Origin of the sequence: Pseudomonas sp. MCal1, from assembly GCF_026341415.1 — a bacterium.
GTDB lineage: Bacteria > Pseudomonadota > Gammaproteobacteria > Pseudomonadales > Pseudomonadaceae > Aquipseudomonas.
This window is the reverse complement of record NZ_JAKUMP010000010.1, coordinates 163,464-189,055: the sequence shown is the minus strand read 5'-3', so window position 1 is coordinate 189,055 and position 25,592 is coordinate 163,464. Positions and strand designations below refer to the sequence as shown.

22 protein-coding genes are annotated in these 25,592 nt (G+C 56.1%); 18 read left to right on the top strand and 4 right to left on the bottom strand.

Annotated elements, in window-relative coordinates:
* Positions 1 to 90 precede the first annotated feature (90 nt).
* The 4 genes from MKZ87_RS18115 to MKZ87_RS18100 form a co-directional block, all read right to left on the bottom strand.
* The gene (locus MKZ87_RS18115) at positions 91 to 831 is read right to left on the bottom strand and encodes a YciK family oxidoreductase (protein WP_085705398.1); all 741 of its coding nucleotides are present in this window, start codon (positions 829 to 831) and stop codon (positions 91 to 93) included.
* Between the two features lie 90 nt (positions 832 to 921).
* Positions 922 to 1,593: an N-acetylmuramic acid 6-phosphate phosphatase MupP gene (gene mupP / locus MKZ87_RS18110; RefSeq protein ID WP_085705399.1), complete on the bottom strand. Its 672-nt coding sequence runs from the start codon at positions 1,591 to 1,593 to the stop codon at positions 922 to 924.
* Between the two features lie 4 nt (positions 1,594 to 1,597).
* Positions 1,598 to 2,296 carry a bifunctional 2-polyprenyl-6-hydroxyphenol methylase/3-demethylubiquinol 3-O-methyltransferase UbiG gene (ubiG, locus tag MKZ87_RS18105; RefSeq protein WP_065257165.1) on the bottom strand — a complete coding sequence of 233 codons (699 nt, stop codon included), beginning with the start codon at positions 2,294 to 2,296 and terminating at the stop codon, positions 1,598 to 1,600.
* 57 nt (positions 2,297 to 2,353) lie between these two features.
* Positions 2,354 to 3,688, bottom strand: a complete 1,335-nt coding sequence (locus tag MKZ87_RS18100) for a TRZ/ATZ family hydrolase (RefSeq protein WP_085705400.1) — start codon at positions 3,686 to 3,688, stop codon at positions 2,354 to 2,356.
* A gap of 108 nt (positions 3,689 to 3,796) precedes the next feature.
* Between MKZ87_RS18100 and mtnA the strand changes: the two genes are divergently transcribed.
* The 18 genes from mtnA (at position 3,797) to MKZ87_RS18010 (ending at position 25,588) form a co-directional block, all read left to right on the top strand.
* Entirely contained in the window at positions 3,797 to 4,873 is a 1,077-nt protein-coding gene (mtnA, locus tag MKZ87_RS18095) for an S-methyl-5-thioribose-1-phosphate isomerase (protein WP_085705401.1), read from the top strand.
* A gap of 439 nt (positions 4,874 to 5,312) precedes the next feature.
* Positions 5,313 to 7,976, top strand: coding sequence for a DNA gyrase subunit A (gene gyrA / locus MKZ87_RS18090; protein ID WP_085699927.1), 2,664 nt, complete (start codon positions 5,313 to 5,315; stop codon positions 7,974 to 7,976).
* 64 nt (positions 7,977 to 8,040) lie between these two features.
* A complete protein-coding gene (gene serC, locus MKZ87_RS18085; protein ID WP_085699929.1) occupies positions 8,041 to 9,126 on the top strand; it encodes a 3-phosphoserine/phosphohydroxythreonine transaminase in 1,086 nt (361 codons plus the stop codon).
* Positions 9,126 to 10,220, top strand: coding sequence for a prephenate dehydratase (pheA, locus tag MKZ87_RS18080; RefSeq protein ID WP_007950913.1), 1,095 nt, complete (start codon positions 9,126 to 9,128; stop codon positions 10,218 to 10,220). The genes serC and pheA overlap by 1 nt, the downstream gene beginning before the upstream one ends.
* A gap of 12 nt (positions 10,221 to 10,232) precedes the next feature.
* Complete coding sequence (gene hisC / locus MKZ87_RS18075) at positions 10,233 to 11,345, top strand: histidinol-phosphate transaminase (RefSeq protein ID WP_007950914.1); 1,113 nt, start codon at positions 10,233 to 10,235, stop codon at positions 11,343 to 11,345.
* 28 nt (positions 11,346 to 11,373) lie between these two features.
* Complete coding sequence (locus MKZ87_RS18070; RefSeq protein ID WP_234206545.1) at positions 11,374 to 13,581, top strand: bifunctional prephenate dehydrogenase/3-phosphoshikimate 1-carboxyvinyltransferase; 2,208 nt, start codon at positions 11,374 to 11,376, stop codon at positions 13,579 to 13,581.
* Entirely contained in the window at positions 13,578 to 14,267 is a 690-nt protein-coding gene (gene cmk, locus MKZ87_RS18065; protein ID WP_266201485.1) for a (d)CMP kinase, read from the top strand. The genes MKZ87_RS18070 and cmk overlap by 4 nt, the downstream gene beginning before the upstream one ends.
* Positions 14,268 to 14,387: 120 nt before the next feature.
* Entirely contained in the window at positions 14,388 to 16,073 is a 1,686-nt protein-coding gene (rpsA, locus tag MKZ87_RS18060) for a 30S ribosomal protein S1 (protein WP_085699937.1), read from the top strand.
* Positions 16,074 to 16,279: 206 nt separating this feature from the next.
* A complete protein-coding gene (locus MKZ87_RS18055) occupies positions 16,280 to 16,558 on the top strand; it encodes a hypothetical protein (protein WP_085704342.1) in 279 nt (92 codons plus the stop codon).
* 151 nt (positions 16,559 to 16,709) lie between these two features.
* Positions 16,710 to 17,006 carry an integration host factor subunit beta gene (gene ihfB, locus MKZ87_RS18050; protein WP_003189779.1) on the top strand — a complete coding sequence of 99 codons (297 nt, stop codon included), beginning with the start codon at positions 16,710 to 16,712 and terminating at the stop codon, positions 17,004 to 17,006.
* Positions 17,007 to 17,033: 27 nt separating this feature from the next.
* Positions 17,034 to 17,273, top strand: a complete 240-nt coding sequence (locus tag MKZ87_RS18045) for a LapA family protein (protein ID WP_085704344.1) — start codon at positions 17,034 to 17,036, stop codon at positions 17,271 to 17,273.
* Positions 17,274 to 17,502: 229 nt separating this feature from the next.
* Complete coding sequence (rfbB, locus tag MKZ87_RS18040) at positions 17,503 to 18,579, top strand: dTDP-glucose 4,6-dehydratase (RefSeq protein ID WP_085704346.1); 1,077 nt, start codon at positions 17,503 to 17,505, stop codon at positions 18,577 to 18,579.
* Positions 18,576 to 19,469, top strand: a complete 894-nt coding sequence (rfbD, locus tag MKZ87_RS18035; protein ID WP_085704348.1) for a dTDP-4-dehydrorhamnose reductase — start codon at positions 18,576 to 18,578, stop codon at positions 19,467 to 19,469. The genes rfbB and rfbD overlap by 4 nt, the downstream gene beginning before the upstream one ends.
* The gene (rfbA, locus tag MKZ87_RS18030) at positions 19,466 to 20,356 is read left to right on the top strand and encodes a glucose-1-phosphate thymidylyltransferase RfbA (protein ID WP_085704350.1); all 891 of its coding nucleotides are present in this window, start codon (positions 19,466 to 19,468) and stop codon (positions 20,354 to 20,356) included. The genes rfbD and rfbA overlap by 4 nt, the downstream gene beginning before the upstream one ends.
* A 50-nt stretch (positions 20,357 to 20,406) precedes the next feature.
* Positions 20,407 to 21,321: a glycosyltransferase gene (locus MKZ87_RS18025; RefSeq protein ID WP_085704352.1), complete on the top strand. Its 915-nt coding sequence runs from the start codon at positions 20,407 to 20,409 to the stop codon at positions 21,319 to 21,321.
* A 110-nt stretch (positions 21,322 to 21,431) separates the two neighbouring features.
* Positions 21,432 to 22,469: a glycosyltransferase gene (locus MKZ87_RS18020; protein WP_085704354.1), complete on the top strand. Its 1,038-nt coding sequence runs from the start codon at positions 21,432 to 21,434 to the stop codon at positions 22,467 to 22,469.
* Positions 22,462 to 23,583 (top strand): FAD-dependent oxidoreductase, encoded by a 1,122-nt coding sequence (locus tag MKZ87_RS18015; RefSeq protein ID WP_139834873.1) that lies wholly within the window; start codon positions 22,462 to 22,464, stop codon positions 23,581 to 23,583. Before MKZ87_RS18020 ends, MKZ87_RS18015 begins: the two co-directional genes overlap by 8 nt.
* Entirely contained in the window at positions 23,564 to 25,588 is a 2,025-nt protein-coding gene (locus MKZ87_RS18010; protein WP_085704358.1) for a hypothetical protein, read from the top strand. Before MKZ87_RS18015 ends, MKZ87_RS18010 begins: the two co-directional genes overlap by 20 nt.
* The last annotated feature ends 4 nt before the right edge of the window (positions 25,589 to 25,592 follow it).

Below are 25,592 nucleotides of genomic sequence, written 5' to 3'. Positions count from 1 at the left end.
GATGGATATTTGACTGAGTTTGCGCTGCTCAGAGCGGCAATTGCATGCCGCGACGGGATTCCGCCACGGCAACAAATGCGACGTATGGCATTACTGGGCGTTGAAGGCCTGGCCATTGATACCGGTGCTGTCGGGGCCCATCAGGTACAGATAGACCGGCATGATCTCTTCCGGTGTCGGGTTGTTCAGCGGGTTTTCACCCGGGTAAGCCTGGGCGCGCATGCTGGTGCGGGTGGCACCCGGGTTGATGCTGTTGGAGCGCACCGGGGCCACGTTTTCGACTTCGTCGGCCAGGGTTTGCATCAAGCCTTCGGTGGCGAACTTCGACACGCCATAGGCGCCCCAGTAAGCACGACCCTTGCGCCCGACACTGCTGGAGGTGAAGACCACCGACGCGTCCTGCGACAGTTTGAGCAGCGGCAACAGCGTGCTGGTCAGCATGAAAGTGGCGTTGACGTTGACCTGCATGACGCGCATGAAGTTTTCACCGGACAACTGCTCGATCGGCGTGCGCGGGCCGATGATCGAGGCGTTGTGCAGCAGGCCGTCGAGGTGGCCGAACTCGGTCTCGATCATCGCCGCCAGCTCATCGTATTGATGGGGCAGGGCGGTTTCGAGGTTGAACGGGATTACGGCCGGCTGCGGATGCCCGGCCGCTTCGATCTCGTCGTAGACCTGGGTCAGGTTGGCTTCGGTCTTGCCCAGCAACAGCACGGTCGCGCCGTGGGCGGCGTAGGTCTTGGCGGCAGCCGCGCCGATGCCACGACCGGCACCGGTGACCAGAATGACCCGATCCTTGAGCAATTCGGGGCGAGCGGAGTAATCAAACATAAAAAACCTCATCAAGAGTCAGATCATTCCCACGTCGAGGCGTCGAACCGTCGGCGCGGGAATGCAGCCAATAACGCTCCGCGTCAGGCCTCAGCAGCTGCAAAGTGCGTTATCCAGCACCTTGCGCAGCTCCAGCGGATGATCCACCACCACGTCCGCGCCCCAGTGCCGAGGGTTGTCGTCCGGGTGAATGTAGCCATAGGTCACGGCAGCGGTCCTGGTGCCGGCGTCACGGCCGGATTCGATATCGCGCAGATCATCGCCGATAAACAGAACGGTTGACGGATCCAGATCAAGCATCTTGCAGGCGAGGATCAGCATCTCGGGATCCGGCTTGCTGTTCTTCACGTGATCCGGGCAGATCAGCAGTGCCGAGCGCTCGGCCAGCCCCAGTTGCTGCATGATCGGCTCGGCGAAGCGCAGCGGTTTGTTAGTGACCACGCCCCAGATCAGATTGGCTTTCTCGATGTCGGCCAGCAATTCGCCCATGCCCTCGAACAGCTTGCTGTGCACGGCGCAACCGACGAGGTAGCGCTCAAGGAACTCCAGGCGCAGTTCCTCGAAACCCGGCGACTCCGGATCCATCGAGAATGTCACCGCGACCATGGCCTTGGCACCGCCGGAAATTTCATCGCGGATGTGTTTGTCGTTCATGGGCGGCAAGCCACGATCCGCGCGCATCGCCTGGCAGATGGCGATGAAGTCCGGCGCGGTGTCGAGCAGAGTGCCGTCCATGTCGAAAAGGACTGCTCTGATGGCCATCGGCTTATTCCTCGCGCAGGGTCTGGATCATGTAGTTGACGTCAACGTCCGCCGACAGTTTGTAGTGCTTGGTCAGCGGGTTGTAGGTCAGACCGATGATGTCCTTGACGGTCAGGCCGGCCATGCGGCTCCAGGCGCCGAGCTCGGAAGGGCGGATGAATTTCTTGAAGTCGTGGGTGCCGCGCGGCAGCAGCTTCATGATGTATTCGGCGCCGACGATGGCGAACAGGTACGCCTTCGGGTTGCGGTTGATGGTGGAGAAGAACACCTGGCCGCCGGGCTTGACCATGCGGAAGCAGGCACGGATCACCGAGGATGGATCCGGTACGTGCTCGAGCATTTCCAGGCAGGTGACGACGTCGAACTGCTCGGGCATTTCTTCGGCCAGGGCTTCGGCGGTGATTTGCCGGTACTCGACGTTCACGCCGGACTCCAGCTGATGCAGTTGCGCGACCGCCAACGGCGCTTCGCCCATGTCGATGCCGGTCACGGTCGCGCCGCGCTGGGCCATGGCTTCGCTGAGGATGCCGCCGCCGCAACCGACGTCCAGAACCTTCTTGCCGGCCAGATTGACCCGCTCGTCAATCCAGTTGACCCGCAGCGGGTTGATGTCGTGCAGCGGTTTGAATTCGCTTTCGCGGTCCCACCAGCGATGGGCCAGGGCTTCGAATTTGGCGATTTCGGCGTGGTCGACGTTGCTCATGATTCAATCCTCTAAAACTTGAAAAAGGCTGTAGCCCCGGAGTTTGTCCCGGGGTGTTTACGATTCGGTGTGGCCACTGATGCGTCGGCCCCAGGCTCGGGCGGTTTCGCCGAGCTGTTGTTCGTCAAGGCGGGTCAGGCGGCGGTTGTCGAGCAACTGCTTGCCGGCAACCCACAGGTGTTTCACGCAGTCGCGGCCGGTGGCGTAAATAAGCTGCGAGACCGGGTCATAGACCGGTTGCTGCGCCAGGCCGGACAGGTCGAAGGCGACGATGTCTGCCGCCTTGCCGAGTTCCAGCGAGCCGGTCTCGGCTTCGATCCCCAAGGCCCGCGCGCCGTTCAGCGTGGCCATGCGCAGCGCCCGGTGGGCGTCCAGCGCGGTGGCCGAGCCGGCGACAGCTTTGGCCAGCAATGCAGCGGTGCGGGTTTCGCCCAGCAGGTCCAGATCGTTGTTGCTCGCCGCGCCATCGGTGCCGACGGCCACGTTGACCCCGGCCTGCCACAGGCGCTCCACCGGGCAGAAACCGCTGGCCAGTTTCAGGTTCGACTCCGGGCAGTGGATCACGCTGGTGTTGCTTTCTACCAGCAACGCCAGGTCGTCATCGCAGATCTGGGTCATGTGCACGGCCTGGAAGCGCGGGCCGAGCAGGCCGAGGCGACCGAGCCGGGCCAGCGGGCGTTCGCCGCGCTGTTCGACTGCTTGCTGTACTTCGAAAGCGGTTTCGTGGACGTGCATGTGGATCGAGGCGTCCAGTTCTTCGGCGATCACACGGATTTTTTCCAGGTTCTCATCGCCAACCGTGTAGGGTGCATGAGGGCCGAAAGTGATCTTGATGCGCTCGTGATGCTTGAGGTCGCCGAACAGTTCGACACCCTGACGAATGGCTTCATCGGCGCTGGCGGCCCCCGGAATCGGGAAGTCGAGGATCGGAATCGCAATCTGTGCGCGGATTCCGCTGTTGTGTACGCGCTCGCTGGCAACCTTCGGGAAGAAGTACATGTCCGAAAAACAGGTGATGCCACCTTTTATCTGTTCGGCGATGGCCAGATCGGTGCCGTCACGCACAAAATCTTCATCGACCCATTTGCCCTCGGCCGGCCAGATGTGGTTTTCCAGCCAGGTCATCAGCGGCAGATCGTCGGCCAGGCCCCGAAACAGCGTCATCGCGGCGTGGCCGTGGGCGTTGATCAGGCCGGGGCTGATCAGGACGTCTGGCAGTTCGTGGACTTCGGCGGCGTTACACTTCAGCGCTTCGGCACGCGGGCCGATAAACACGATGCGGCCGTCGCGGATGCCCAGGCCATGCTCCTTGAGCACAACGCCTGCAGGTTCGACGGGTACCAGCCAGGTCGGCAGCAATAATAAGTCGAGCGCAACGGCAGGTTTCGGCATCGAGGGTCGGTTCCAGTGCTTTTGTAAAGGATGGCGAAGTATACCCGAGCGTCTTCGCGGGGGGATCGCTATAATCGGCGGCTTTTGTTCATGAGTGCGGGGTGAGGGATGCGCGATCGACTATTGGCTGCGGAGAAAGTAAAGGCCATCGATTGGCGTGATGGCGCGCTCCACCTGCTGGATCAGCGCGTTTTGCCGTTCGAGGAAAATTGGATCGCCTACACCAGCGCCGCCGGCGTGGCCGAGGCGATTCGTTCGATGGTAGTGCGCGGTGCGCCGGCCATCGGCATCAGTGCAGCCTACGGCATCGTGCTGGCCGCCCGTGCCCGGATTGCCGAAGGTGGCGACTGGTACGCGGCGCTGGAAGAGGATTTCATGCTGCTGGCCGATTCCCGGCCGACGGCGGTGAATCTGTTCTGGGCGTTGAACCGCATGCATGACCGGCTGGACCGGTTGAAAGAAAACGCCGATCCGCTGGCGACGCTGGAGGCCGAAGCCATTGCCATCCATGAAAGCGATCGCGAAGCCAACCTGACCATGGCTCAGCTCGGCGTTGATCTGATTCGCAAGCATCAGGGCAATGCTCAGGCCATTCTGACGCACTGCAACACCGGCGCCCTGGCCACCGGCGGTTTCGGCACGGCACTCGGAGTGATTCGCGCAGCATTCATCGAGGGTATGGTCGAGCGCGTCTACGCCGACGAAACCCGGCCGTGGCTGCAGGGCTCGCGCCTGACCGCGTGGGAACTGGCCAACGAAGGCATTCCGGTGACCCTGAACGCTGACTCCGCCGCTGCGCACATCATGAAAACCAAAGGCGTGACCTGGGTGATCGTCGGCGCCGATCGGATCACTGCCAACGGCGACGTGGCGAACAAGATTGGCACCTATCAACTGGCAGTCAACGCCATGCACCATGGCGTTCGTTTCATGGTGGTGGCGCCGAGTTCGACCATCGACATGAATCTGGCCAGCGGTGATGACATCCCGATCGAAGAGCGCGCCGGCGCCGAATTGCTGGAAGTTGGCGGCAAGCGCGTCGGCGCTGAAGTTGAAGCGTTCAACCCGGTGTTTGACGTGACCCCGGCAGACCTGATCGATGCGATCGTCACCGAGAAAGGCATCGTAGAGCGCCCGGATACCGCGAAAATGGCGCAGTTGATGTGCCGCAAGCGCCTGCATTGATTGACTCTGGCCTCTGTTCGGACGCTATCGCTGGCAAGCCAGCTCCCACAGGTTTTGTGCATGCCGCCGATTTTGTGGGAGCTGCGGTGCGACGACTCGACGTGCCAGCGATGAGGCCATAAATGTCAATAAACATCCCCAAACCTGACCTCAAATTTGCATTCAGGGAAGCTCTGAGCCTCTCTCGTCCCCGTTAAGCCTGTCATCGGTCATCTAACTATGCTCCATGCGCATCTGGGGGATAGGTGCGTGGCGGCTCTTGTGATAACATCCGGCGTTTTCCGAGGCAGTCCCACGGGGTTGTCTTCACTGCGCAAATCCAGGGTCAACTTGTCGATTTGTCGTAAGTCGGCGCATGGCACTCGGCCTGCATCGACGAGCTTCGTGCGTCCCCTATGGATATGGCGAAGTTTCACCAGAAAAAGGAATCAGGCTTCTCATGGGCGAACTGGCCAAAGAAATCCTCCCGGTCAATATCGAAGACGAGCTGAAACAGTCCTATCTCGACTACGCGATGAGCGTGATCGTCGGCCGTGCACTGCCGGATGCGCGCGATGGCTTGAAGCCCGTGCACCGTCGCGTGCTGTTCGCGATGAGCGAGCTGGGCAACGACTTCAACAAGCCGTACAAGAAATCTGCCCGTGTCGTCGGCGACGTGATCGGTAAGTATCACCCGCACGGTGATACCGCGGTGTACGACACTATCGTCCGCATGGCGCAGCCTTTCTCCTTGCGTTACCTGCTGGTCGACGGCCAGGGCAACTTCGGTTCGGTGGACGGCGACAACGCCGCGGCCATGCGATACACCGAAGTGCGCATGACCAAGCTGGCGCACGAGCTGCTGGCCGACCTGCACAAGGAAACCGTGGACTGGGTGCCGAACTACGACGGCACCGAACTGATCCCCGCAGTCATGCCGACCCGCGTGCCGAACCTGCTGGTCAACGGTTCCAGCGGTATCGCCGTGGGCATGGCAACCAACATTCCGCCGCACAACCTCGGTGAAGTCATCGACGGTTGCCTGGCCCTCATCGACAACCCTGAGCTGACCGTCGATGAGCTGATGCAATACATCCCCGGTCCGGACTTCCCGACGGCCGCGATCATCAACGGTCGCGCCGGCATCATTGAAGCCTACCGCACGGGTCGCGGCCGCATTTACATGCGCGCCCGTTCGATCATTGAAGACATCGACAAGGTCGGTGGCCGTCAGCAGATCGTCATCACTGAACTCCCTTATCAGCTGAACAAGGCGCGTCTGATCGAGAAGATCGCCGAGCTGGTAAAAGAGAAGAAACTCGAAGGCATCACCGAGCTGCGCGACGAGTCCGACAAGGACGGTATGCGCGTCGTGATCGAGCTGCGCCGCGGCGAAGTGCCTGAGGTGATCCTCAACAACCTCTACGCCCAGACCCAGCTGCAATCGGTATTCGGCATCAACATCGTTGCGCTGATCGACGGCCGCCCACGGATCCTGAACCTCAAGGACCTGCTGGAAGCCTTCGTCCGTCACCGTCGTGAAGTGGTTACCCGCCGCACGGTGTTCGAACTGCGCAAGGCGCGCGAGCGTGGTCACATTCTCGAAGGTCAGGCCGTCGCCCTGTCGAACATCGACCCGGTCATTGCCCTGATCAAGGCCTCGCCGACCCCGTCGGAAGCCAAGGAAGCGCTGGTCAGCACGCCGTGGGAATCCAGTGCGGTGATGACCATGGTCGAGCGCGCCGGTGCCGATTCGTGCCGTCCGGAAAACCTCGACCCGCAATACGGCCTGCGCGACGGCAAGTACTTCCTGTCGCCGGAACAGGCGCAAGCCATTCTGGAGCTGCGTCTGCACCGTCTGACCGGTCTGGAGCACGAAAAGCTGCTGGCCGAGTATCAAGAGATCCTCAACCAGATCGGCGAGCTGATCCGCATCCTCAACAGCGCCACGCGCCTGATGGAAGTGATTCGCGAAGAGCTGGAAGTGATCCGCGCCGAATACGGCGACGTGCGCCGCACCGAAATCCTCGATGCCCGTCTCGACCTGACCCTGGGCGACATGATCCCGGAAGAAGAGCGCGTCGTGACCATCTCCCACGGCGGTTATGCCAAGACCCAGCCGCTGGCTGCGTATCAGGCCCAGCGACGTGGCGGTAAAGGCAAATCGGCTACCGGCGTCAAGGATGAGGACTACATCGCTCACCTGCTGGTTGCCAACAGCCATACCACGCTGCTGCTGTTCTCCAGCAAGGGCAAGGTGTACTGGCTGAAAACCTACGAAATCCCGGAAGCATCCCGTGCTGCCCGTGGTCGTCCGCTGGTCAACCTGCTGCCGCTGGATGACGGTGAATACATCACCACCATGCTGCCGGTCGAGGAATACACCGAAGGTCACTACATTTTCATGGCCACCGCCAACGGCACCGTGAAGAAGACTCCACTGGAATCCTTCAGCCGTCAGCGCAGCGTCGGTCTGATCGCGCTGGAGCTGGACGAAGGCGACGTGCTGATTTCCGCAGCCATCACCGATGGCGCGCGTGAAGTGATGCTGTTCTCCGACGGCGGCAAGGTGACTCGCTTCAAGGAATCCGACGTTCGTGCCATGGGCCGTACCGCTCGTGGTGTGCGCGGCATGCGTCTGCCAGAAGGGCAGAAGCTGATTTCGATGCTGATCCCGGAAGAAGGCAGCCAGATCCTCACCGCTTCCGAGCGTGGTTATGGCAAGCGCACCGCGATCACCGAGTTCCCTGAGTACAAGCGTGGCGGTCAGGGCGTGATCGCCATGGTCAGCAACGAGCGTAACGGCCGTCTGGTCGGTGCAGTTCAGGTGCTCGACGGCGAGGAGATCATGCTGATTTCCGACCAGGGCACACTGGTGCGTACCCGTGTCGACGAAGTTTCCAGCCTGGGTCGTAACACCCAGGGTGTGACCCTGATCAAACTGGCCAAGGATGAAACCCTGGTCGGTCTGGAGCGAGTCCAGGAACCGTCGGAAGTCGAAGGTGACGAGCTGGAAGGTGAAGAAGGTGTCGAGCTGGAACAAGGCGTGACCGGCGCCGAACCGGACGATGCGGTCGATAACCTGCAGGCGGACGCCGCAGACGAAGAAGAGTCGCAAGACTAACCAAATCGTAGCAGGGCAGAGTGTTTGCTCTGTCCGCTACCGTGATTGCATAGCGAGAGTGGATGTGAGCAAACGAGCCTTTAACTTCTGCGCAGGTCCCGCTGCGCTGCCTGAAGCTGTCCTGTTGCGTGCCCAGTCCGAGATGCTCGACTGGCATGGCAAGGGTCTGTCGGTCATGGAAATGAGCCATCGCAGTGATGACTACGTGGCCATCGCCGAAAAGGCCGAACAAGACCTGCGCGACCTGCTGTCCATCCCCTCCAATTACAAAGTGCTGTTCCTGCAGGGCGGTGCGAGCCAGCAGTTCGCCGAGATTCCGCTGAACCTGCTGCCCGAGAACGGCACTGCCGACTATGTCGAAACCGGCATCTGGTCGAAGAAAGCCATCGAGGAAGCGCGTCGCTTCGGCAACGTCAACGTCGCTGCCAGCGCCAAGCCTTATGACTACCTGGCCATCCCTGGTCAGAACGAGTGGGAGCTGACCCCGGGTGCGGCCTATCTGCATTACGCGTCGAACGAAACCATCGGCGGCCTGCAGTTCGACTGGGTTCCCGAGGCCGGTGACGTTCCGCTGGTGGTCGACATGTCCTCTGACATCCTCTCGCGTCCCATCGATGTGTCGCAGTACGGCCTGATTTATGCCGGCGCACAGAAGAACATCGGCCCGAGTGGTCTCGTCGTTGTGATCGTTCGTGAGGATCTGCTGGGTCGTGCCCGCAGTTCGTGCCCGACCATGCTCGACTACAAGGTTTCGGCCGACAACGGTTCGATGTACAACACGCCGGCCACCTATTCCTGGTACCTCTCGGGTCTGGTCTTCGAGTGGCTGAAGGAGCAGGGCGGCGTCGCCGCGATGGAGCAGCGCAACAAGGCGAAGAAAGATCGCCTGTACGGCTTCATCGACAACAGCGACTTCTATACCAACCCGATCAGCACCAACGCCCGCTCGTGGATGAACGTGCCGTTCCGTCTGGCTGACGAACGTCTGGACAAAGCGTTCCTGGCTGGCGCCGACGCCCGTGGCCTGCTCAACCTCAAGGGCCATCGTTCGGTCGGCGGCATGCGTGCCTCGATCTACAACGCCCTGGGGCTGGACGCCGTCGAAGCCCTGGTTGGCTACATGGCTGAATTCGAGAAGGAGCATTCCTGATGTCCGAGCAGGAGCTCAAGGCGCTGCGCGTTCGCATCGACAACCTGGATGAGAAAATCCTCCAGTTGATCAGCGATCGCGCGCGCTGTGCCGAAGAGGTTGCCCGGGTCAAGATGGCCAGTCTGGCCGAGGGCGAGCAGCCGGTGTTCTATCGTCCCGAGCGTGAGGCGCAGGTCCTCAAGCGCGTGATGGAGCGCAACAAGGGGCCGCTGGGCAATGAAGAGATGGCGCGCTTGTTCCGCGAAATCATGTCTTCGTGCCTGGCCCTCGAGAACCCGCTGAAAGTCGCTTATCTCGGTCCGGAAGGCACCTTCACCCAGGCGGCGGCGATGAAGCACTTCGGGCACGCGGTGATCAGCAAGCCGATGGCGGCGATCGACGAAGTGTTCCGTGAAGTGGCGGCTGGTGCGGTGAATTTCGGCGTGGTGCCGGTGGAGAACTCCACCGAAGGCGCGGTCAACCACACCCTCGACAGCTTCCTCGAGCACGACATGGTGATCTGCGGTGAAGTCGAGCTGCGGATTCACCACCACCTGCTGGTCGGTGAAAACACCAAGACCGACAGCATCAGCCGCATCTATTCCCACGCCCAGTCGCTGGCCCAGTGCCGCAAATGGCTGGATGCCCATTACCCGAATGTCGAGCGTGTGGCGGTGTCCAGCAACGCCGAAGCGGCCAAGCGGGTCAAGGGTGAGTGGAACTCGGCGGCGATCGCCGGTGACATGGCGGCCGGGCTGTACGGCCTGACGCGTCTGGCCGAGAAGATCGAGGATCGTCCGGACAACTCCACGCGCTTCCTGATGATCGGTAACCAGGAAGTGCCGCCGACCGGCGACGACAAAACTTCGATCATCGTGTCGATGAGCAACAAACCCGGCGCGCTCCATGAGCTGCTGGTGCCGTTCCATGACAACGGGATCGACCTGACCCGGATCGAAACCCGTCCATCGCGCAGCGGTAAGTGGACCTACGTGTTCTTCATCGACTTCGTCGGTCACCACCGTGATCCGCTGATCAAAGGTGTACTGGAAAAGATCAGTCAGGAAGCAGTAGCACTCAAGGTGCTGGGTTCCTACCCGAAAGCAGTTCTTTAAGGGGTGGTAGCAATGAGTGGCAACTTCCTCGCTCTGGCACAGCCGGGCGTGCAACAACTTTCGCCATACGTGCCGGGCAAGCCCGTGGACGAGCTGGCGCGCGAGCTGGACCTGGATCCGGCAAGCATCGTCAAACTGGCAAGCAACGAAAACCCGTTGGGCGCAAGTCCGAAAGCGCTGGCCGCGATCCGCGAAGCGCTGGACGAGTTGACCCGCTACCCGGACGGCAACGGCTTCGCACTCAAATCCCTGCTGGCCGAACAGTGTCGCGTCGAGCTGAACCAGGTGACGCTGGGCAATGGCTCCAACGACATTCTCGAACTGGTGGCGCGTGCCTATCTGGCGCCGGGCCTGAATGCGGTGTTCAGTGAGCACGCGTTCGCGGTCTACCCGATCGCGACCCAGGCGGTCGGCGCTCAGGCCAAGGTCGTTCCGGCCAAGGATTGGGGCCATGACCTGCCGGCCATGCTGGCGGCCATCGACGCCAATACTCGCGTCGTGTTCATCGCCAACCCGAACAACCCGACCGGTACCTGGTTCGGCGCTGAAGCGCTGGATGAGTTCCTGCAGGACGTGCCTGAGCATGTGCTGGTGGTACTGGACGAAGCCTACATCGAATATGCCGAAGGCAGCGATCTGCCGGATGGCCTGGACTTCCTCGCGGCTTACCCGAACCTGCTGGTCTCGCGCACCTTCTCCAAGGCCTACGGTCTGGCGGCGCTGCGCGTTGGCTATGGTCTGTCCACTCCGGTAGTGGCAGACGTGCTGAACCGTGTACGCCAGCCGTTCAACGTCAACAGCCTGGCCTTGGCCGCGGCCTGTGCGGCGCTGAAGGACGAGGAATATCTGGCGCAGAGCCGTCAGCTCAATGAGTCCGGCATGCAACAGCTGGAAGCGGGTTTTCGCGAGCTGGGTCTGAGCTGGATTCCGTCCAAGGGCAACTTTATCTGCGTCGATCTCGGCCAGGTGGCGGCTCCGGTGTTCCAGGGCCTGCTGCGCGAAGGCGTGATCGTGCGTCCGGTGGCCAACTACGGCATGCCGAACCATCTGCGAGTGACCATTGGTCTGCCGGCGGAAAACAGCCGCTTCCTTGAAGCGCTGCGCAAGGTTCTGGCTCGTGGGTGATGTCACTGCGCTGCAATCTGCTGCACCTATGATCGGGCGCCTGGTGGTGGTCGGTCTGGGGTTGATCGGTGGTTCGTTTGCCAAAGGCTTGCGTGAAAGCGGTGTGTGCCGCGAAGTGGTCGGCGTTGATCTCGACCCGCAATCGCGCAAGCTGGCGGTCGAGTTGGGCGTGGTGGATCGCTGCGAAGACGATCTGGTGGCCGCTTGCCAGGGCGCGGACGTGATCCAGTTGGCGGTGCCGATCCTGGCCATGGAAAAAGTGCTGGCTCGTCTGGCCGGCATGGATCTTGGGCAGGCAATCCTGACGGACGTCGGCAGCGCCAAGGGCAATGTGGTGCGCGCGGCGACCGAAGCGTTTGGCGGCATGCCGACGCGTTTCGTACCGGGGCATCCGATTGCCGGTTCCGAGCAGAGCGGGGTGGAAGCCTCCAACTCGGAGCTGTTCCGCCGTCATAAAGTGATTTTGACCCCGCTGGAGCAGACCGATCCGTCTGCCGTGGCGGTGGTTGATCGCTTGTGGCGCGAGCTGGGCGCCGACGTCGAGCACATGCAGGTCGAGCGTCACGATGAAGTGCTGGCCGCGACCAGCCATCTGCCGCACTTGCTGGCCTTCGGTCTGGTCGATTCGTTGGCCAAGCGCAATGAAAATCTTGAGATCTTCCGTTACGCTGCGGGCGGTTTCCGTGATTTCACAAGAATTGCCGGAAGCGACCCGGTCATGTGGCATGACATCTTTCTCGCCAACCGCGAGGCTGTCCTGCGCACACTCGATACATTTCGCAGCGACCTCGACGCCTTGCGCGACGCGGTCGATGCAGGGGATGGGCACCAATTGTTGGGCGTCTTCACGCGCGCCCGGGTTGCCCGCGAGCATTTCAGTAAAATCCTGGCCCGCAGGGCCTATGTGGACGCTATGAATTCCAACGATCTGATCTTCCTGGCTCAACCTGGTGGCCGCCTCTCCGGTCGGATTCGCGTACCGGGTGACAAATCGATTTCCCACCGTTCGATCATGCTCGGTTCGCTGGCTGAAGGCGTCACCGAAGTCGAAGGCTTCCTCGAGGGTGAAGACGCCCTGGCGACCTTGCAGGCGTTCCGCGACATGGGCGTGGTCATCGAAGGCCCGCATCACGGCCGTGTGACCATCCACGGTGTCGGCCTGCATGGCCTGAAACCTGCGCCGGGCCCGATCTATCTGGGCAACTCCGGTACTTCGATGCGCCTGCTGTCCGGCCTGCTGGCCGCGCAGGACTTCGACAGCACCCTGACCGGTGACGCGTCGCTGTCCAAACGCCCGATGAATCGCGTCGCCAACCCGCTGCGGGAAATGGGTGCCGTGATCGAAACCGCTGCCGACGGTCGTCCGCCGATGACCATTCGTGGCGGTCACAAGCTCAAAGGCCTGACCTACACCATGCCGATGGCCAGTGCCCAGGTTAAATCCTGCCTGTTGCTGGCGGGTCTGTACGCCGAAGGCAAGACCACCGTGACCGAGCCGGCTCCGACTCGTGACCACACCGAGCGCATGCTGCGCGGCTTTGGCTATCCGGTGAGCGTTGACGGCGCGACTGCGTCCGTCGAGTCCGGTGGCAAGCTGGCTGCGACCCACATCGAAGTGCCGGGTGATATCTCGTCGTCGGCGTTCTTCCTGGTGGCAGCGTCGATCGCTGAAGGTTCGGAGCTGGTGCTCGAACACGTCGGCATCAACCCGACCCGTACTGGCGTAATCGACATCCTGCGCCTGATGGGCGCCGACATCACCCTGGAAAACCAGCGTGAAGTAGGCGGCGAACCAGTAGCGGATCTTCGCGTGCGGGCAGCTAAACTCAAGGGTATCGAGATTCCGGAGGCGCTGGTTCCTCTGGCCATCGACGAATTCCCGGTGCTGTTCGTGGCTGCGGCCTGTGCCGAAGGGCGCACCGTGCTGACCGGCGCCGAGGAGCTGCGGGTCAAGGAGTCGGACCGTATCCAGGTCATGGCGGACGGTTTGCTGGCGCTGGGCGTCAAGTGCGAGCCGACCCCGGACGGCATCATCATCGACGGCGGCCAGATCGGCGGCGGCGAAGTGCATGGTCATGGCGATCACCGCATCGCGATGGCTTTCAGCGTGGCCTCGCTGCGCGCCACTGCACCGATCCGCATCCATGATTGCGCCAACGTCGCGACGTCGTTCCCGAACTTCCTGGCGCTGTGCGCGCAGGTCGGCATTCGTGTGGCGCAAGAGGCTCAGTCGTGAACAACATTGCACCGGTCATCACCATCGATGGGCCAAGCGGCTCGGGCAAAGGCACCGTAGCCGGGATTCTGGCCAAGCGTCTGGGCTGGAATCTGCTGGATTCCGGCGCGCTGTATCGCCTGCTGGCGTTTGCTGCGCACAATCATGGTGTCGACCTGACCAATGAAGAGCTGCTGAAGAAACTGGCCGCTCATCTGGATGTGCAGTTCATCGCCGCGACCGACGGTCAGTTGCAGCGCATCATTCTGGAAGGTGACGAAGTCAGCGATGTCATTCGCACCGAGAGCGTCGGCTCCGGCGCTTCCCAGGTGGCTGCATTGCCGGCCGTTCGCGAGGCGCTGCTGCAGCGCCAGCGCGCTTTCCAGGAAGTGCCTGGTCTGGTGGCCGATGGTCGCGACATGGGAACGGTGGTTTTTCCGAACGCACCCTTGAAGATTTTCCTGACCGCCAGTGCCGAGGAGCGGGCGCGCCGTCGATATTTGCAGTTGAAGGGCAAAGTCGAGGGTGTTAGTCTGTCGAGTCTGCTAGATGAGATCCGTGCGCGCGATGAGCGTGATACCCAGCGAGCGGTGGCCCCGCTCAAGCCGGCGGCCGACGCGATACTGCTGGATTCCACGGAGTTGTCCATCGATCAGGTGCTTGAACGCATCATGAGCGAGATTGCCATTCGCGATATCGCCGGGTGACCAGGAAGGCCGCAGGGGACCAGTCATAGTCCTGCGGTGGCTTCCTTTACATGAAACTGACCCGCATCGTCTGGGATGTGGAGATGGGCGTATTTTTCGCCCTAATCAACAGGAATTAAAATGAGCGAAAGCTTTGCGGAACTCTTTGAAGAAAGCCTGAAGACTCTGAACCTTCAGACAGGCTCCATCATCACCGGCGTTATCGTTGATATTGACGACAGAAATGGCTGGGTTACCGTTCATGCGGGCCTGAAGTCTGAAGCGCTCATCCCGCTTGAGCAGTTCTACAACGAAGCTGGCGAACTGACCATCAACGTCGGTGACGAAACTCACGTTGCTCTGGACTCGGTTGAAGACGGTTTCGGTGAAACCAAGCTGTCCCGTGAAAAAGCCAAGCGCGCTGAATGCTGGATCGTTCTGGAAGCAGCCTTCGCAGCTGAGGAAGTGGTCAAGGGCGTTATCAACGGTAAGGTTAAAGGCGGCTTCACTGTCGACGTTAACGGCATCCGTGCGTTCCTGCCAGGTTCCCTGGTTGACGTCCGTCCAGTGCGCGACACCACGCACCTGGAAGGCAAAGAGCTGGAATTCAAGGTCATCAAGCTGGATCAGAAGCGCAACAACGTTGTCGTTTCCCGTCGCAGCGTCCTGGAAGCCGAGAACTCCGCCGAGCGTGAAGCTCTGCTGGAATCCCTGCAGGAAGGCCAGCAAGTCAAAGGTATCGTCAAAAACCTCACCGATTACGGCGCATTCGTCGATCTGGGTGGCGTGGACGGCCTGCTGCACATCACCGACATGGCCTGGAAGCGCATCAAGCATCCTTCCGAGATCGTCAACGTTGGTGACGAGATTGACGTCAAGGTTCTGAAATACGATCGCGAACGCAACCGTGTTTCCCTGGGCCTGAAGCAACTGGGCGAAGATCCATGGGTTGCTATCAAAGCCCGTTACCCAGAAGGCACTCGCGTTACCGCTCGCGTAACCAACCTGACCGACTACGGCTGCTTCGCTGAGCTGGAAGAAGGCGTTGAAGGTCTGGTACACGTTTCGGAAATGGACTGGACCAACAAGAACATCCACCCTTCGAAAGTCGTACAAGTCGGCGACGAAGTGGAAGTCATGGTTCTGGATATCGACGAAGAGCGTCGTCGTATCTCCCTGGGCATCAAGCAGTGCAAGTCGAACCCATGGGAAGACTTCTCTGGCCAGTTCAACAAGGGCGACAAGATCTCCGGCACCATCAAGTCGATCACCGATTTCGGTATCTTCATTGGTCTGGACGGCGGCATCGACGGTCTGGTTCACCTGTCCGACATCTCCTGGAACGAAACCGGCGAAGAAGCCGTGCGTCGTTACAAGAAGGGCGACGAGCTGGACACCGTTATCCTGTCGGTTGACCCGGAGCGTGAGCGTATCTCCCTGGGTATCAAGCAACTGGAAAGCGATCCGTTCTCCGAGTACGTCTCGGTTAACGACAAAGGCGCAATCGTTACTGGCACCGTGAAAGAAGTTGACGCCAAAGGCGCCATCATCGTTCTGGCCGACGATATCGAAGCGACTCTGAAAGCCTCCGAAATCAGCCGTGACCGCGTTGAAGACGCGCGCAACGTTCTGAAAGAAGGCCAGCAAGTAGAAGCCAAGATCATCAGCGTTGATCGTAAGAGCCGCGTAATCCAGCTGTCGATCAAATCGAAAGACGATGCTGAAGAGAAAGAAGCCATCCAGAGCCTGAAAGCAGCTCCGGAAGGTGAAGCAGCTGACACCACCATGGCGGCACTGCTGCGTCAAGCAATGGCCAAACAGAACTGAGTTCTGTCTGATCATTAAAAAAAGGGCGACTTCGGTCGCCCTTTTTTGTGCCTGTGATTTATTTGGCGTCATGCTGTGCGTTGTCCCGGTGAAACCATTCCCTTTGTGCGGCGGTCTGTTTCTTTAATCGGATCAATCGTCTATTCGCGTCTAGGCTTAGTCTGAAGATCGCAGTAGTCGGGCAGGTGCCTGGCATAAGGATGTGAATGAACAAGTTTATAGTTCTGTTGGGTGTGTTGGTGTTGGCAGGGTGTACTACCAGCGCCAAGACCCATGCGGTGCGCGGAGTTAGCGGCATCGAAGTCGATTGCTCGGGTTTGGGGTCGGGCTGGGAGAGGTGTCAGAAGCGCGCAGCCAAGGAGTGCAAGGGTGCGGGTTATAAGGTGATTACGCGATCTGATTATGCCCGGGATGAGGATGAGTTTCCCTTTGGCTTTAATCCTGCCGGTTACGTAACTCGAACAATGCTGGTGATTTGTCGGTGAGTGAGCGTTGGCCTGCTTGCGATCCGATGCCCTGAAAATGGGCGTTTCGGCGAGCGGAAAGATATGTCAAGCCCTGGGCTGTTCAAAATCTTCAGGGCGTGCTAAAACCTTTCAAGCGCTGATCTAGCTGCTTGAAAAAGAAGGGAAAAATATGACGAAGTCGGAGTTGATCGAACGAATTGTCACCCATCAGGGGCTGCTCTCATCCAAGGATGTGGAGCTGGCCATCAAGACTATGCTTGAACAAATGTCCCAATGCCTGGCCACCGGCGATCGCATCGAGATCCGTGGTTTTGGCAGCTTTTCCTTGCACTATCGTGCGCCGCGTGTGGGGCGTAACCCGAAAACCGGCCAGTCCGTCAGCCTTGATGGAAAATTCGTTCCGCATTTCAAGCCAGGCAAAGAGCTGAGAGATCGCGTGAATGAAGAAGAGGAGGAGGGGGTTTGACGGTCACCGTTATGCGAGGAGCCGCTCATGAGTAATCTCAAGCGCATTTTGTTTTCAGTTTTAATTCTATTGGTTGTATTGGCGATCCTTGCGTTCGTTCTCGAAAATCAGCAATCGGTCTCCCTGTTATTTCTTGGTTGGGCAGGACCACAACTTCCTATATCAGTGATTGCGGTTGGTGCATTTCTGGTGGGTATGCTGATCGGGCCGGTTTTTGGCTGGTTTCTGGGACGTTCGTCCAGGGCCTTACGCAAGCGTCTGGTCTGATTGCAACATGGAAGGAAAGGCGAACTAAACTTTAGCCACAGCTTGTCTATATCCATTAGTAAAACGTTCATTAAGCTGTAAAATGCTGTGCTTGTCCGATAGTGACGTATTCCCACATCGGTACAGACTGACTCTGTCAGAAGTCACAGCTAGCTGATGGCTTTTGCATTCATGGATTAGACAGCGCTCGGTTGGCAGCCCTGTCAGCAACTCAAGGGTATGGTTTCGCGTGAAAATTCTAGTAACCGGCGGCGCCGGGTTTATCGGCTCAGCTGTTATCCGTCATATCATCTCCAATACTACCGACGCAGTGGTAAACGTCGACAAGCTGACGTATGCCGGTAACCTTGAGTCGCTGGCCGAAGTCAGCGGAAACTCGCGTTACACATTTGAGCGCGTCGATATCTGCGATCGTGAGCAGATCGACCGCGTTCTGAAGGAGCATCAACCGGATGCAATCATGCACTTGGCGGCAGAGTCCCATGTAGATCGCTCTATTTCCGGTCCTTCCGAGTTCATCCAGACCAACATCATCGGTACTTACACCTTGCTGGAAGCCGCGCGCCATTACTGGGCGGCGCTGGATGATGCCCGCAAGGCCGCTTTCCGCTTCCACCATATTTCGACGGATGAAGTTTACGGCGATCTGGAAGGCCCGGAAGATCTCTTCACGGAAACCACCCCGTATCAGCCAAGCTCGCCGTACTCGGCCAGTAAAGCCAGTTCCGATCACCTGGTCCGCGCCTGGGCTCGTACATATGGTTTGCCGACGCTGGTCACCAATTGCTCGAATAACTATGGTCCTTGCCACTTCCCCGAGAAATTGATCCCGTTGATCATTCTCAATGCCCTGGAAGGCAAGCCGCTGCCTGTCTATGGCAAAGGTAATCAGGTTCGCGATTGGTTGTATGTCGAAGATCACGCTCGCGCGCTGTACAAGGTTGTTACAGAAGGCGTCATCGGTGAGACCTACAACATCGGCGGCCATAACGAGAAACAAAACATTGAAGTAGTTAATACACTGTGTGCACTACTCGATGAATTGCGCCCGAATTCCGCACACCGCCCGCACGCGAGCCTGATCACCTACGTTCAGGATCGCCCGGGTCATGATCAGCGTTATGCCATCGACGCCAGCAAAATCCAGCGCGAGCTGGGCTGGACGCCAGAAGAGACCTTCGAAACAGGTATCCGCAAAACAGTTGAGTGGTATCTGAATAACTCTGAGTGGGTGTCGCACGTGAAGAGCGGTGCCTATCAGCAATGGATCGATCAGAACTACGCAGATCGCTCTGACAAGGCATGAAAATTCTCCTGTTGGGCAAAAATGGCCAGGTAGGTTGGGAGCTGCAGCGTTCGCTATCGCCACTGGGCGAGCTGATAGCGCTTGATCGCCATGCCGATGATGGATTATGCGGCGACTTGTCCAATCTGGAGGCGCTTCGCGTCACAATTCGAAAGCTCAAGCCAGACATCATTGTCAACGCTGCAGCTTATACTGCTGTCGACAAGGCTGAAGTGGAGGCGGTGCTGGCCGATCGCGTGAATGCTCAAGCCAGCCAGCTCATGGCGGAGGAAGCCAAGGCTCTGGGGGGCTGGTTGATTCATTACTCGACTGATTATGTCTTCAATGGCCAAGGCTCCAAGCCGTGGCAGGAGTCAGATCCTGTCGCCCCGGTGAATCAATACGGCGCAAGTAAGCTGGCTGGGGAGCAGTCGATCATTGCGTCGGGCTGCAAGCATCTGATTTTTCGCACGAGCTGGGTGTATGCCGCTCGCGGCAATAACTTTGCAAAGACCATGTTGCGCCTGGCTAAAGACCGTGAAACGTTGAACGTGATTGATGATCAGGTCGGCGCCCCTACAGGAGCTGATCTGATTGCCGATGTCACCGCGCTGGCCATCCGCCAGGCTGCGGAGCGGCCAGAGCTGTCAGGTGTGTATCACCTCGCAGCGAGTGGCGAAGTGTCCTGGTACGGCTACGCCAGCCATGTGATTGCATTTGCGAGGGGTAATGGCGAGGAACTCGCCGTCAAGGTGGTCAATCCGATTGATTCCTCCGCTTATCCCACGCCCGCGCGTCGGCCGCTGAATTCGCGACTGAATACTCAGAAGCTGCGTGACAATTTTTCTCTACACTTGCCGGATTGGCAAAGTGGTGTAACCCGAATGCTTAGGGAAGTTCTGAACAAATGATTACGACAAATCGTAAAGGCATCATCCTCGCTGGCGGCTCGGGCACACGCCTGCATCCGTTAACCCTTGGCGTGTCGAAGCAGATGCTGCCGATCTACGACAAGCCGATGATCTTCTATCCGCTATCTGTACTGATGCTGGCGGGAATGAGTGAAATTCTGATCATCTCCACACCGGAAGATCTGCCATGTTTCCGCAAGTTGTTGGGTGATGGCAGCCTCTACGGTATCAAGCTTACCTATGCCGAGCAGCCTAGCCCGGATGGTCTGGCTCAAGCCTTCATCATCGGTGAAGAATTCATCGGCAAAGACCCTTGCTGCCTGATTCTTGGCGACAATATCTTCTATGGTCAGCATTTCTCGGATAATTTGCGTTCGGCAACTACTCAGCAGAAAGGTGCTACGGTCTTCGGTTATCACGTGTCCGATCCAGAGCGTTTCGGTGTTGTCGAATTCGACAAAACGGGTCGTGCTCTGAGTATTGAAGAAAAACCGCTCAAGCCAAAATCCAACTACGCCGTGACCGGTCTTTATTTCTACGATAACGATGTCGTCGAGATTGCGAAGAGCATCAAGCCATCGGAGCGCGGTGAGTTGGAAATCACTGACGTCAACCGTGCGTATCTTGAGAGAAAGACACTGAGTGTTGAAATGCTCGGTCGTGGGTTCGCTTGGCTCGATACAGGTACACACGATTCGCTGCTTGAAGCCAGCCACTTCGTACACACCATCGAGCAGCGTCAGGGGCTCAAGGTGGCTTGCCTGGAGGAGATCGCGTACCACAATGGCTGGATCAATGCTGAGCAGCTGGGTGCGCAGGCTGATGCGCTGAAGAAGACGGGATACGGACAGTACTTGCAGAAACTCTTGGAACCAACTAATCGCTGAAAATAGCGATTTGATGCAAAGGATGTTTCGTGAGTGCTCGAAAAAACCATATGCCAGTAAAACCCCGAATCGCTGTTTTACTGGCGGCTTATAATGGCGTGCACTGGTTAGAGGAACAGATTGAGTCAATCCGCCACCAGACGGCGGTGGACCTGACAATTTACATCAGTGTCGACCCTTCCTCTGATGGTACCGAGCAGTGGTGCGCCGCTTGTGCAGCCGAGCATACCGAGGTGGTTCTCCTGCCTGTCTCCGAGAAGTTCGGAGGCGCTGCCCGTAACTTTTTCCGTCTGATTCGCGACGTTAGTTTTGAAGGCTATGACTACGTAGCGTTTTCTGATCAGGATGATATCTGGGATACGAACAAGCTCGATCACTCTGTCCGGATGCTTCAGAGTCATAATGTTGATGCGTATTCCAGTAACGTGACCGCATTTTGGCCAAGCGGCAAAACTCTCTTGTTGGACAAGGCGCAACCTCAGGTCGAGTGGGATTATCTATTTGAGGCCGCGGGTCCGGGCTGTACTTATTTGATGAGCCGGAAAGTCGCCGACCCGTTAAAGGCATTAATGCTGCAGAGTTGGGAAAAACTTCAATCTGTTTCCCTGCATGATTGGTATGTTTATGCGTTTGCCCGAAGCAGGGGGTTTGAATGGTTTATCGATCCTCGCTCAACACTGCGCTATCGACAGCATGAAAGGAATCAGGTCGGTGCGAATGCTGGGATAAAGTCGCTTATTTCAAGATATAAAACCATTCAGGATGGTTGGTGGTTTTCACAGGTCAGGTTAATAGCTGCGCTAGTGGGTATGAACCAACATCCATTTTTCAGTTCATGGAAAATGATGGGAAGGTTGGAGTTTCTGACGCTATCCCTGCATGCCTGGAAGTGTCGTCGCCGTTTGCGAGATAAAATTCTCTTTTTCTTTGTCTGTTGCCTCCGGGCTGTGAATCGGGGGAGCTGAAATTTGATCTTGAAAAGTCTTTGCTGCTCGGAGGGGCGACAATTGCAGCAACGATAACAAAAGGGTGACTTGGAAGTTGATTTTTTTGTGGGCTTTAGAGGGGCGATGGTATGAGTTTTTTTCCTTGTTTTGTTTCTGTTGTTTTTGTCGTCAGGAATCAAGCGCTGGATCTTGAAAAGATTATCACGGATGCTACTAGTGTAGTCTCTGAAGTCGTGCGTGATTACGAGATTATTATTGTAGATAATGCTTCTGAAGATGAAAGCATTTCAGTAATGAAGCGACTGACAAGTGAAGATGGCATTGCCAATCTGCAAGTTTACGCACTGACAAAAGAAGTCGATTCAGATACTGCGTCGTGGGTTGGGCTAGAAAGTGCTTTGGGTGACTATGTCGCAGTAATTGATCCGCTTGTCGATAGTATAGAATTTTTGCCATCAATGCTGCAAAAGGCAATTGATGGAGTTGATGTCGTCTTTGCAAATAACGAGAAAAAACCTACTCATAGCCTCGCATACCGAGCAGCTTTCGCCGTTTTTCATGGTATGTACAATCATTTCAACGGAGTTCACCTTGCTAAAGAGGCGCCGCAGTTTAGGCTGTTGAGCAAGAAGGTAATTAATTTTATTTTGCAACATCCTCAGTCAGCCATGACATATCGCCATCTGCCGGCGACGGGAGGGTTTTCACAGGTTCGACTTTCGTATAGCGCGCCACCTAAGGCATCTCAGCCAAAACGACTGGCAGAAAGTATTGATAGAGGGATGCGATTGTTGGTATCCACTACCAGAGCACCTATGCGACTTGTCACTTCTCTCTCCTTGTTTGGGGCGATGGCGAATTTACTTTATTGTGTTTATGTTATTGCAGTAGGCTTGTTTAAAACTGATGTTGCTCCAGGGTGGATTAGTGTCTCGCTTCAACAGTCAGGCATGTTTTTCCTGATTTCTTTAGTGCTGCTTGTGCTTGGCGAATATATCCTGCATATGGCGAGCCTTTCTAACGAAGCACCGCTATATCATGTGGCTCAGGAAATGACGAGTTCGAAAGTTACGCGCCGTGAAAAGTTGAACATAGAAGAAGTGTCCGCCTATTCCAAACGAAACGCAAATTCAGATGATGAGCAAGTTGATAATGCCAATGTCTGAAACGGATTTCGACGCAGTAATTATTGGTGGCGGCTTTTATGGCTGTGCCATCGCTATCTATCTTGCAAAAAATCGCGGATTTAAAAGAGTGCTTTTAGTAGAAAGAGAATCGTCTCTTCTCCAAAGAGCTTCTTACAATAATCAAGCGCGTGTGCACAATGGCTATCATTATCCGCGAAGCTTCACTACCGCTTACCGCAGCCGCCTGAATTTGCCAAAATTTGTGCGAGATTGGCCTGAAGCCGTAAATCAAGAGTTCACAAAGCTGTACGCTATTTCTCGACGAAACTCAAAAGTCACCGCAAAGCAATTTGTTCGTTTCTGTACCGATATTGGTGCGGAAATACAAACAGCCGATCCGGCAATGCGCAAGCTATTTGAACCTCGGCTGATTGAAGATGTTTACTTGGTCAAGGAGTATGCTTTCAACTCAACTTTGATTGCCAATAAAGCACGGCTTGAACTGTTAGAGTCAGGGGTTGACCTGTTGCTTGATACCCAAGTGGCATCCATCTCCAAGGCAACATCCGGAGAACTCTCCATCGCGATTTGCGATACGGGCGGAGAGCGTAAAGTATTATCAAGTCGATATATTTTCAATTGCAGTTATAGCGGGATAAACCAATTGAAGGGTGATTTTCCAGGTGTAAAAACGGAGTTGAAGCAGGAAATTACCGAAATGGCGCTCATGAAAATGCCTGCTCCTCTGGCAGATTTGGGTATCACCGTGATGGATGGGCCTTTTTTTTCGTTAATGCCTTTCCCCGCAAAAGGGCTTCATACGTTATCTCACGTTCGATACACGCCACACCTTCAATGGCGTGATGAACCCGGGATAAGTCCTTATGAAAAACTCAGCGATTATCCGCGGATTTCACAAGTAGACCGTATGGTGCGAGACGTGTCCAGGTATCTTCCGTCGCTTTCAAAGGCGCAGTACGTTGAATCATTGTTTGAAGTAAAGACGATCTTGATGAAAAACGAAAGTGATGACGGTCGTCCAATCTTGTTCGAGAAATATGAAGACTTACCGAGATGCTTTTCAATACTTGGTGGAAAAATCGATAATATCTATGATGTGCTGGAGAAGCTCGATGCTGAACATCTTGACTAAGAATAAGTTCAATCTTTTAGCTTTATTTTTTATGGTGGTCGTGGCCACGTTCAGCTATCAGTTTAATTATTTCAAATTCTCCGACCAGTATTTTTTTGATAATTTCGACAAGGGGTCTCAGGCGTTAATCCTAGGGGGGATTACGGCTGATAACTCCGGACTTGCCAAAGATGGTGCCCATATAGGTTTTATCTCGATTGGGCAGAAATTTGATTACGCAAAAAATATGCTGGACGCTTATCCTGTATTTGCCGGAGATGCGTCTGGTAAAGATATATATTTTTCACCCTACAAATCGCAATATGGTATTCAGGGACTTTTCTTTTCAACGGCATATGCTTTGCTTGGTCTTGATAGCATCGATAAGTTGCAACTTATTAATTCTGTATTGTTTGCTTTAGTTGTTGGTGTTCTTTCACTATTGTATTCGAAAGTCTACAGTAGTCGCTTTGCATTGGTTTTTTTTGTCGTAATGATTAGCTCTCCATGGGTCGTTGCATTTGCCAGAAATCTTTATTGGGTTCCGGTGCTTTGGTTTTTACCAGCAGTTTTTTCAGCTTTAGCATACAAGTCTATTGGGAATGCCAAAAGACTGGCCTACTGCGTACTGACAGGTTTGGCAGTTTTTATAAAGAGCTTGGCGGGATATGAATATCTTTCGGCGATTACTCTATTTGCCTGTTCCATATTTATCGTTGCACCGTTTTTTAGTAGGCAAGAATCTGATTGTCGTCGCAATCTGAAGTTCTTTTTATTAACGTTTTCGTTTTGCGTGGTTGGTTTTATTTTTGCACTATTGCTTCATGCTGGAATGCGTGGAGATACTATCGTCGCTGGTCTGCAGAACATTTTCGAGCAAGATGTGAAGCGACGAACCTACGGTGATCCATCTACTTTTGATGATGTTTTCAAAGCATCGCTTCAAAGCTCTCCATTTGATGTAGTGCAGCGCTATATTAATGTCTGGGAAACTCAGCTTTTCTTTTACTTGCCTGGTGCTGCTTTTAAGTGGCTGATACTGATATCTTTGGCGGGCCTTCTTTATGTATCTATTTCCAGTCGGAAGTTTTGCGCAAAGAACAGTGTTGTGTTTTTAGTGTTTTTTGCTGCTTCTGCATCTTGGCTGGTCTTAGCTAAAGGCCACTCTTATATCCACACTCAATTAAACTACGTGCTGTGGTATTTTGGTTTTGTTCAAGCGTTAGCGTATATTACGATCTCTTGTCTAATTCTTTGTGTTCAGGATCTGTGGCAATCGGCGAAGCAGCGCTCATTTTATAAGCCTGCGTTATTGGTTTGTCATATTTTAGTACTGCTTTTGATGGTGGTGTTCGGGGCGAATTACGAGCGTGGAACGTTGTTCGAGGAGACTTTCGCGAATCTACTGGCGGATCCTGGTCGTGAGATTAAAACTTCGGTAGGTATAATGGTGAAAGTCACCCAGCAAGGAGAGTTGGCTTTTTACTCCCACGATTGCAGTCAGTTAGACACAAGTAAGACATTTTATCTGCATGTATACAAAAATGGCGCGTCATCAAGTCCCAATCAATATGAAAATCTGGATTTCGAATGGAAGCGCTTTGAATTGCCCTCGCCGTTGTGGCCCTCAAAATATGCGGCATCGTGCGCGGCCCTGGTAAAACTGCCAAATTACAGTGTCGAAAAAATTGATTTTGGCCAGTATACCGTTTTGGGTAATTCCATAAATATCATTTGGCGTGACTCAATGGTTCTTGATAAGCAGGCAAACAATAAAAAAATCGTTGCATTTAATATGACGGACTTGAACTGGGTTAATGGAGTTTCTGGAGTTCGGTTTTTCGTTAAAAATAATTTTTCAAATAGACAGTCTCTATTTCTTGATGTTGGACTGAATTTTTCCGCCTCTGGCTTTCGTAAAGTTACTGCGCTGGAATATAGCGATCAATTTATTAATGTGACAGTTAGTGGTAAGACCTTAAGTCCAAGTCTTGATGGCTACCCGAATCTTATTGAGGTTCGGTAATGAA

Coding starts and splice junctions, on each gene's coding strand:
- ubiG (WP_065257165.1), bottom strand. CDS start 2,296: ATGAGCAACGTCGACCACGCCGAAATCGCCAAATTCGAAGCCCTGGCC.
- MKZ87_RS18070 (WP_234206545.1), top strand. CDS start 11,374: ATGATCGGGCGCCTGGTGGTGGTCGGTCTGGGGTTGATCGGTGGTTCG.
- MKZ87_RS18100 (WP_085705400.1), bottom strand. CDS start 3,688: ATGCCGAAACCTGCCGTTGCGCTCGACTTATTATTGCTGCCGACCTGG.
- MKZ87_RS18010 (WP_085704358.1), top strand. CDS start 23,564: ATGCTGAACATCTTGACTAAGAATAAGTTCAATCTTTTAGCTTTATTT.
- pheA (WP_007950913.1), top strand. CDS start 9,126: ATGTCCGAGCAGGAGCTCAAGGCGCTGCGCGTTCGCATCGACAACCTG.
- rfbD (WP_085704348.1), top strand. CDS start 18,576: ATGAAAATTCTCCTGTTGGGCAAAAATGGCCAGGTAGGTTGGGAGCTG.
- rpsA (WP_085699937.1), top strand. CDS start 14,388: ATGAGCGAAAGCTTTGCGGAACTCTTTGAAGAAAGCCTGAAGACTCTG.
- gyrA (WP_085699927.1), top strand. CDS start 5,313: ATGGGCGAACTGGCCAAAGAAATCCTCCCGGTCAATATCGAAGACGAG.
- MKZ87_RS18045 (WP_085704344.1), top strand. CDS start 17,034: ATGAGTAATCTCAAGCGCATTTTGTTTTCAGTTTTAATTCTATTGGTT.
- MKZ87_RS18055 (WP_085704342.1), top strand. CDS start 16,280: ATGAACAAGTTTATAGTTCTGTTGGGTGTGTTGGTGTTGGCAGGGTGT.
- mupP (WP_085705399.1), bottom strand. CDS start 1,593: ATGGCCATCAGAGCAGTCCTTTTCGACATGGACGGCACTCTGCTCGAC.
- MKZ87_RS18015 (WP_139834873.1), top strand. CDS start 22,462: ATGTCTGAAACGGATTTCGACGCAGTAATTATTGGTGGCGGCTTTTAT.
- ihfB (WP_003189779.1), top strand. CDS start 16,710: ATGACGAAGTCGGAGTTGATCGAACGAATTGTCACCCATCAGGGGCTG.
- MKZ87_RS18020 (WP_085704354.1), top strand. CDS start 21,432: ATGAGTTTTTTTCCTTGTTTTGTTTCTGTTGTTTTTGTCGTCAGGAAT.
- rfbA (WP_085704350.1), top strand. CDS start 19,466: ATGATTACGACAAATCGTAAAGGCATCATCCTCGCTGGCGGCTCGGGC.
- hisC (WP_007950914.1), top strand. CDS start 10,233: ATGAGTGGCAACTTCCTCGCTCTGGCACAGCCGGGCGTGCAACAACTT.
- MKZ87_RS18115 (WP_085705398.1), bottom strand. CDS start 831: ATGTTTGATTACTCCGCTCGCCCCGAATTGCTCAAGGATCGGGTCATT.
- MKZ87_RS18025 (WP_085704352.1), top strand. CDS start 20,407: ATGCCAGTAAAACCCCGAATCGCTGTTTTACTGGCGGCTTATAATGGC.
- mtnA (WP_085705401.1), top strand. CDS start 3,797: ATGCGCGATCGACTATTGGCTGCGGAGAAAGTAAAGGCCATCGATTGG.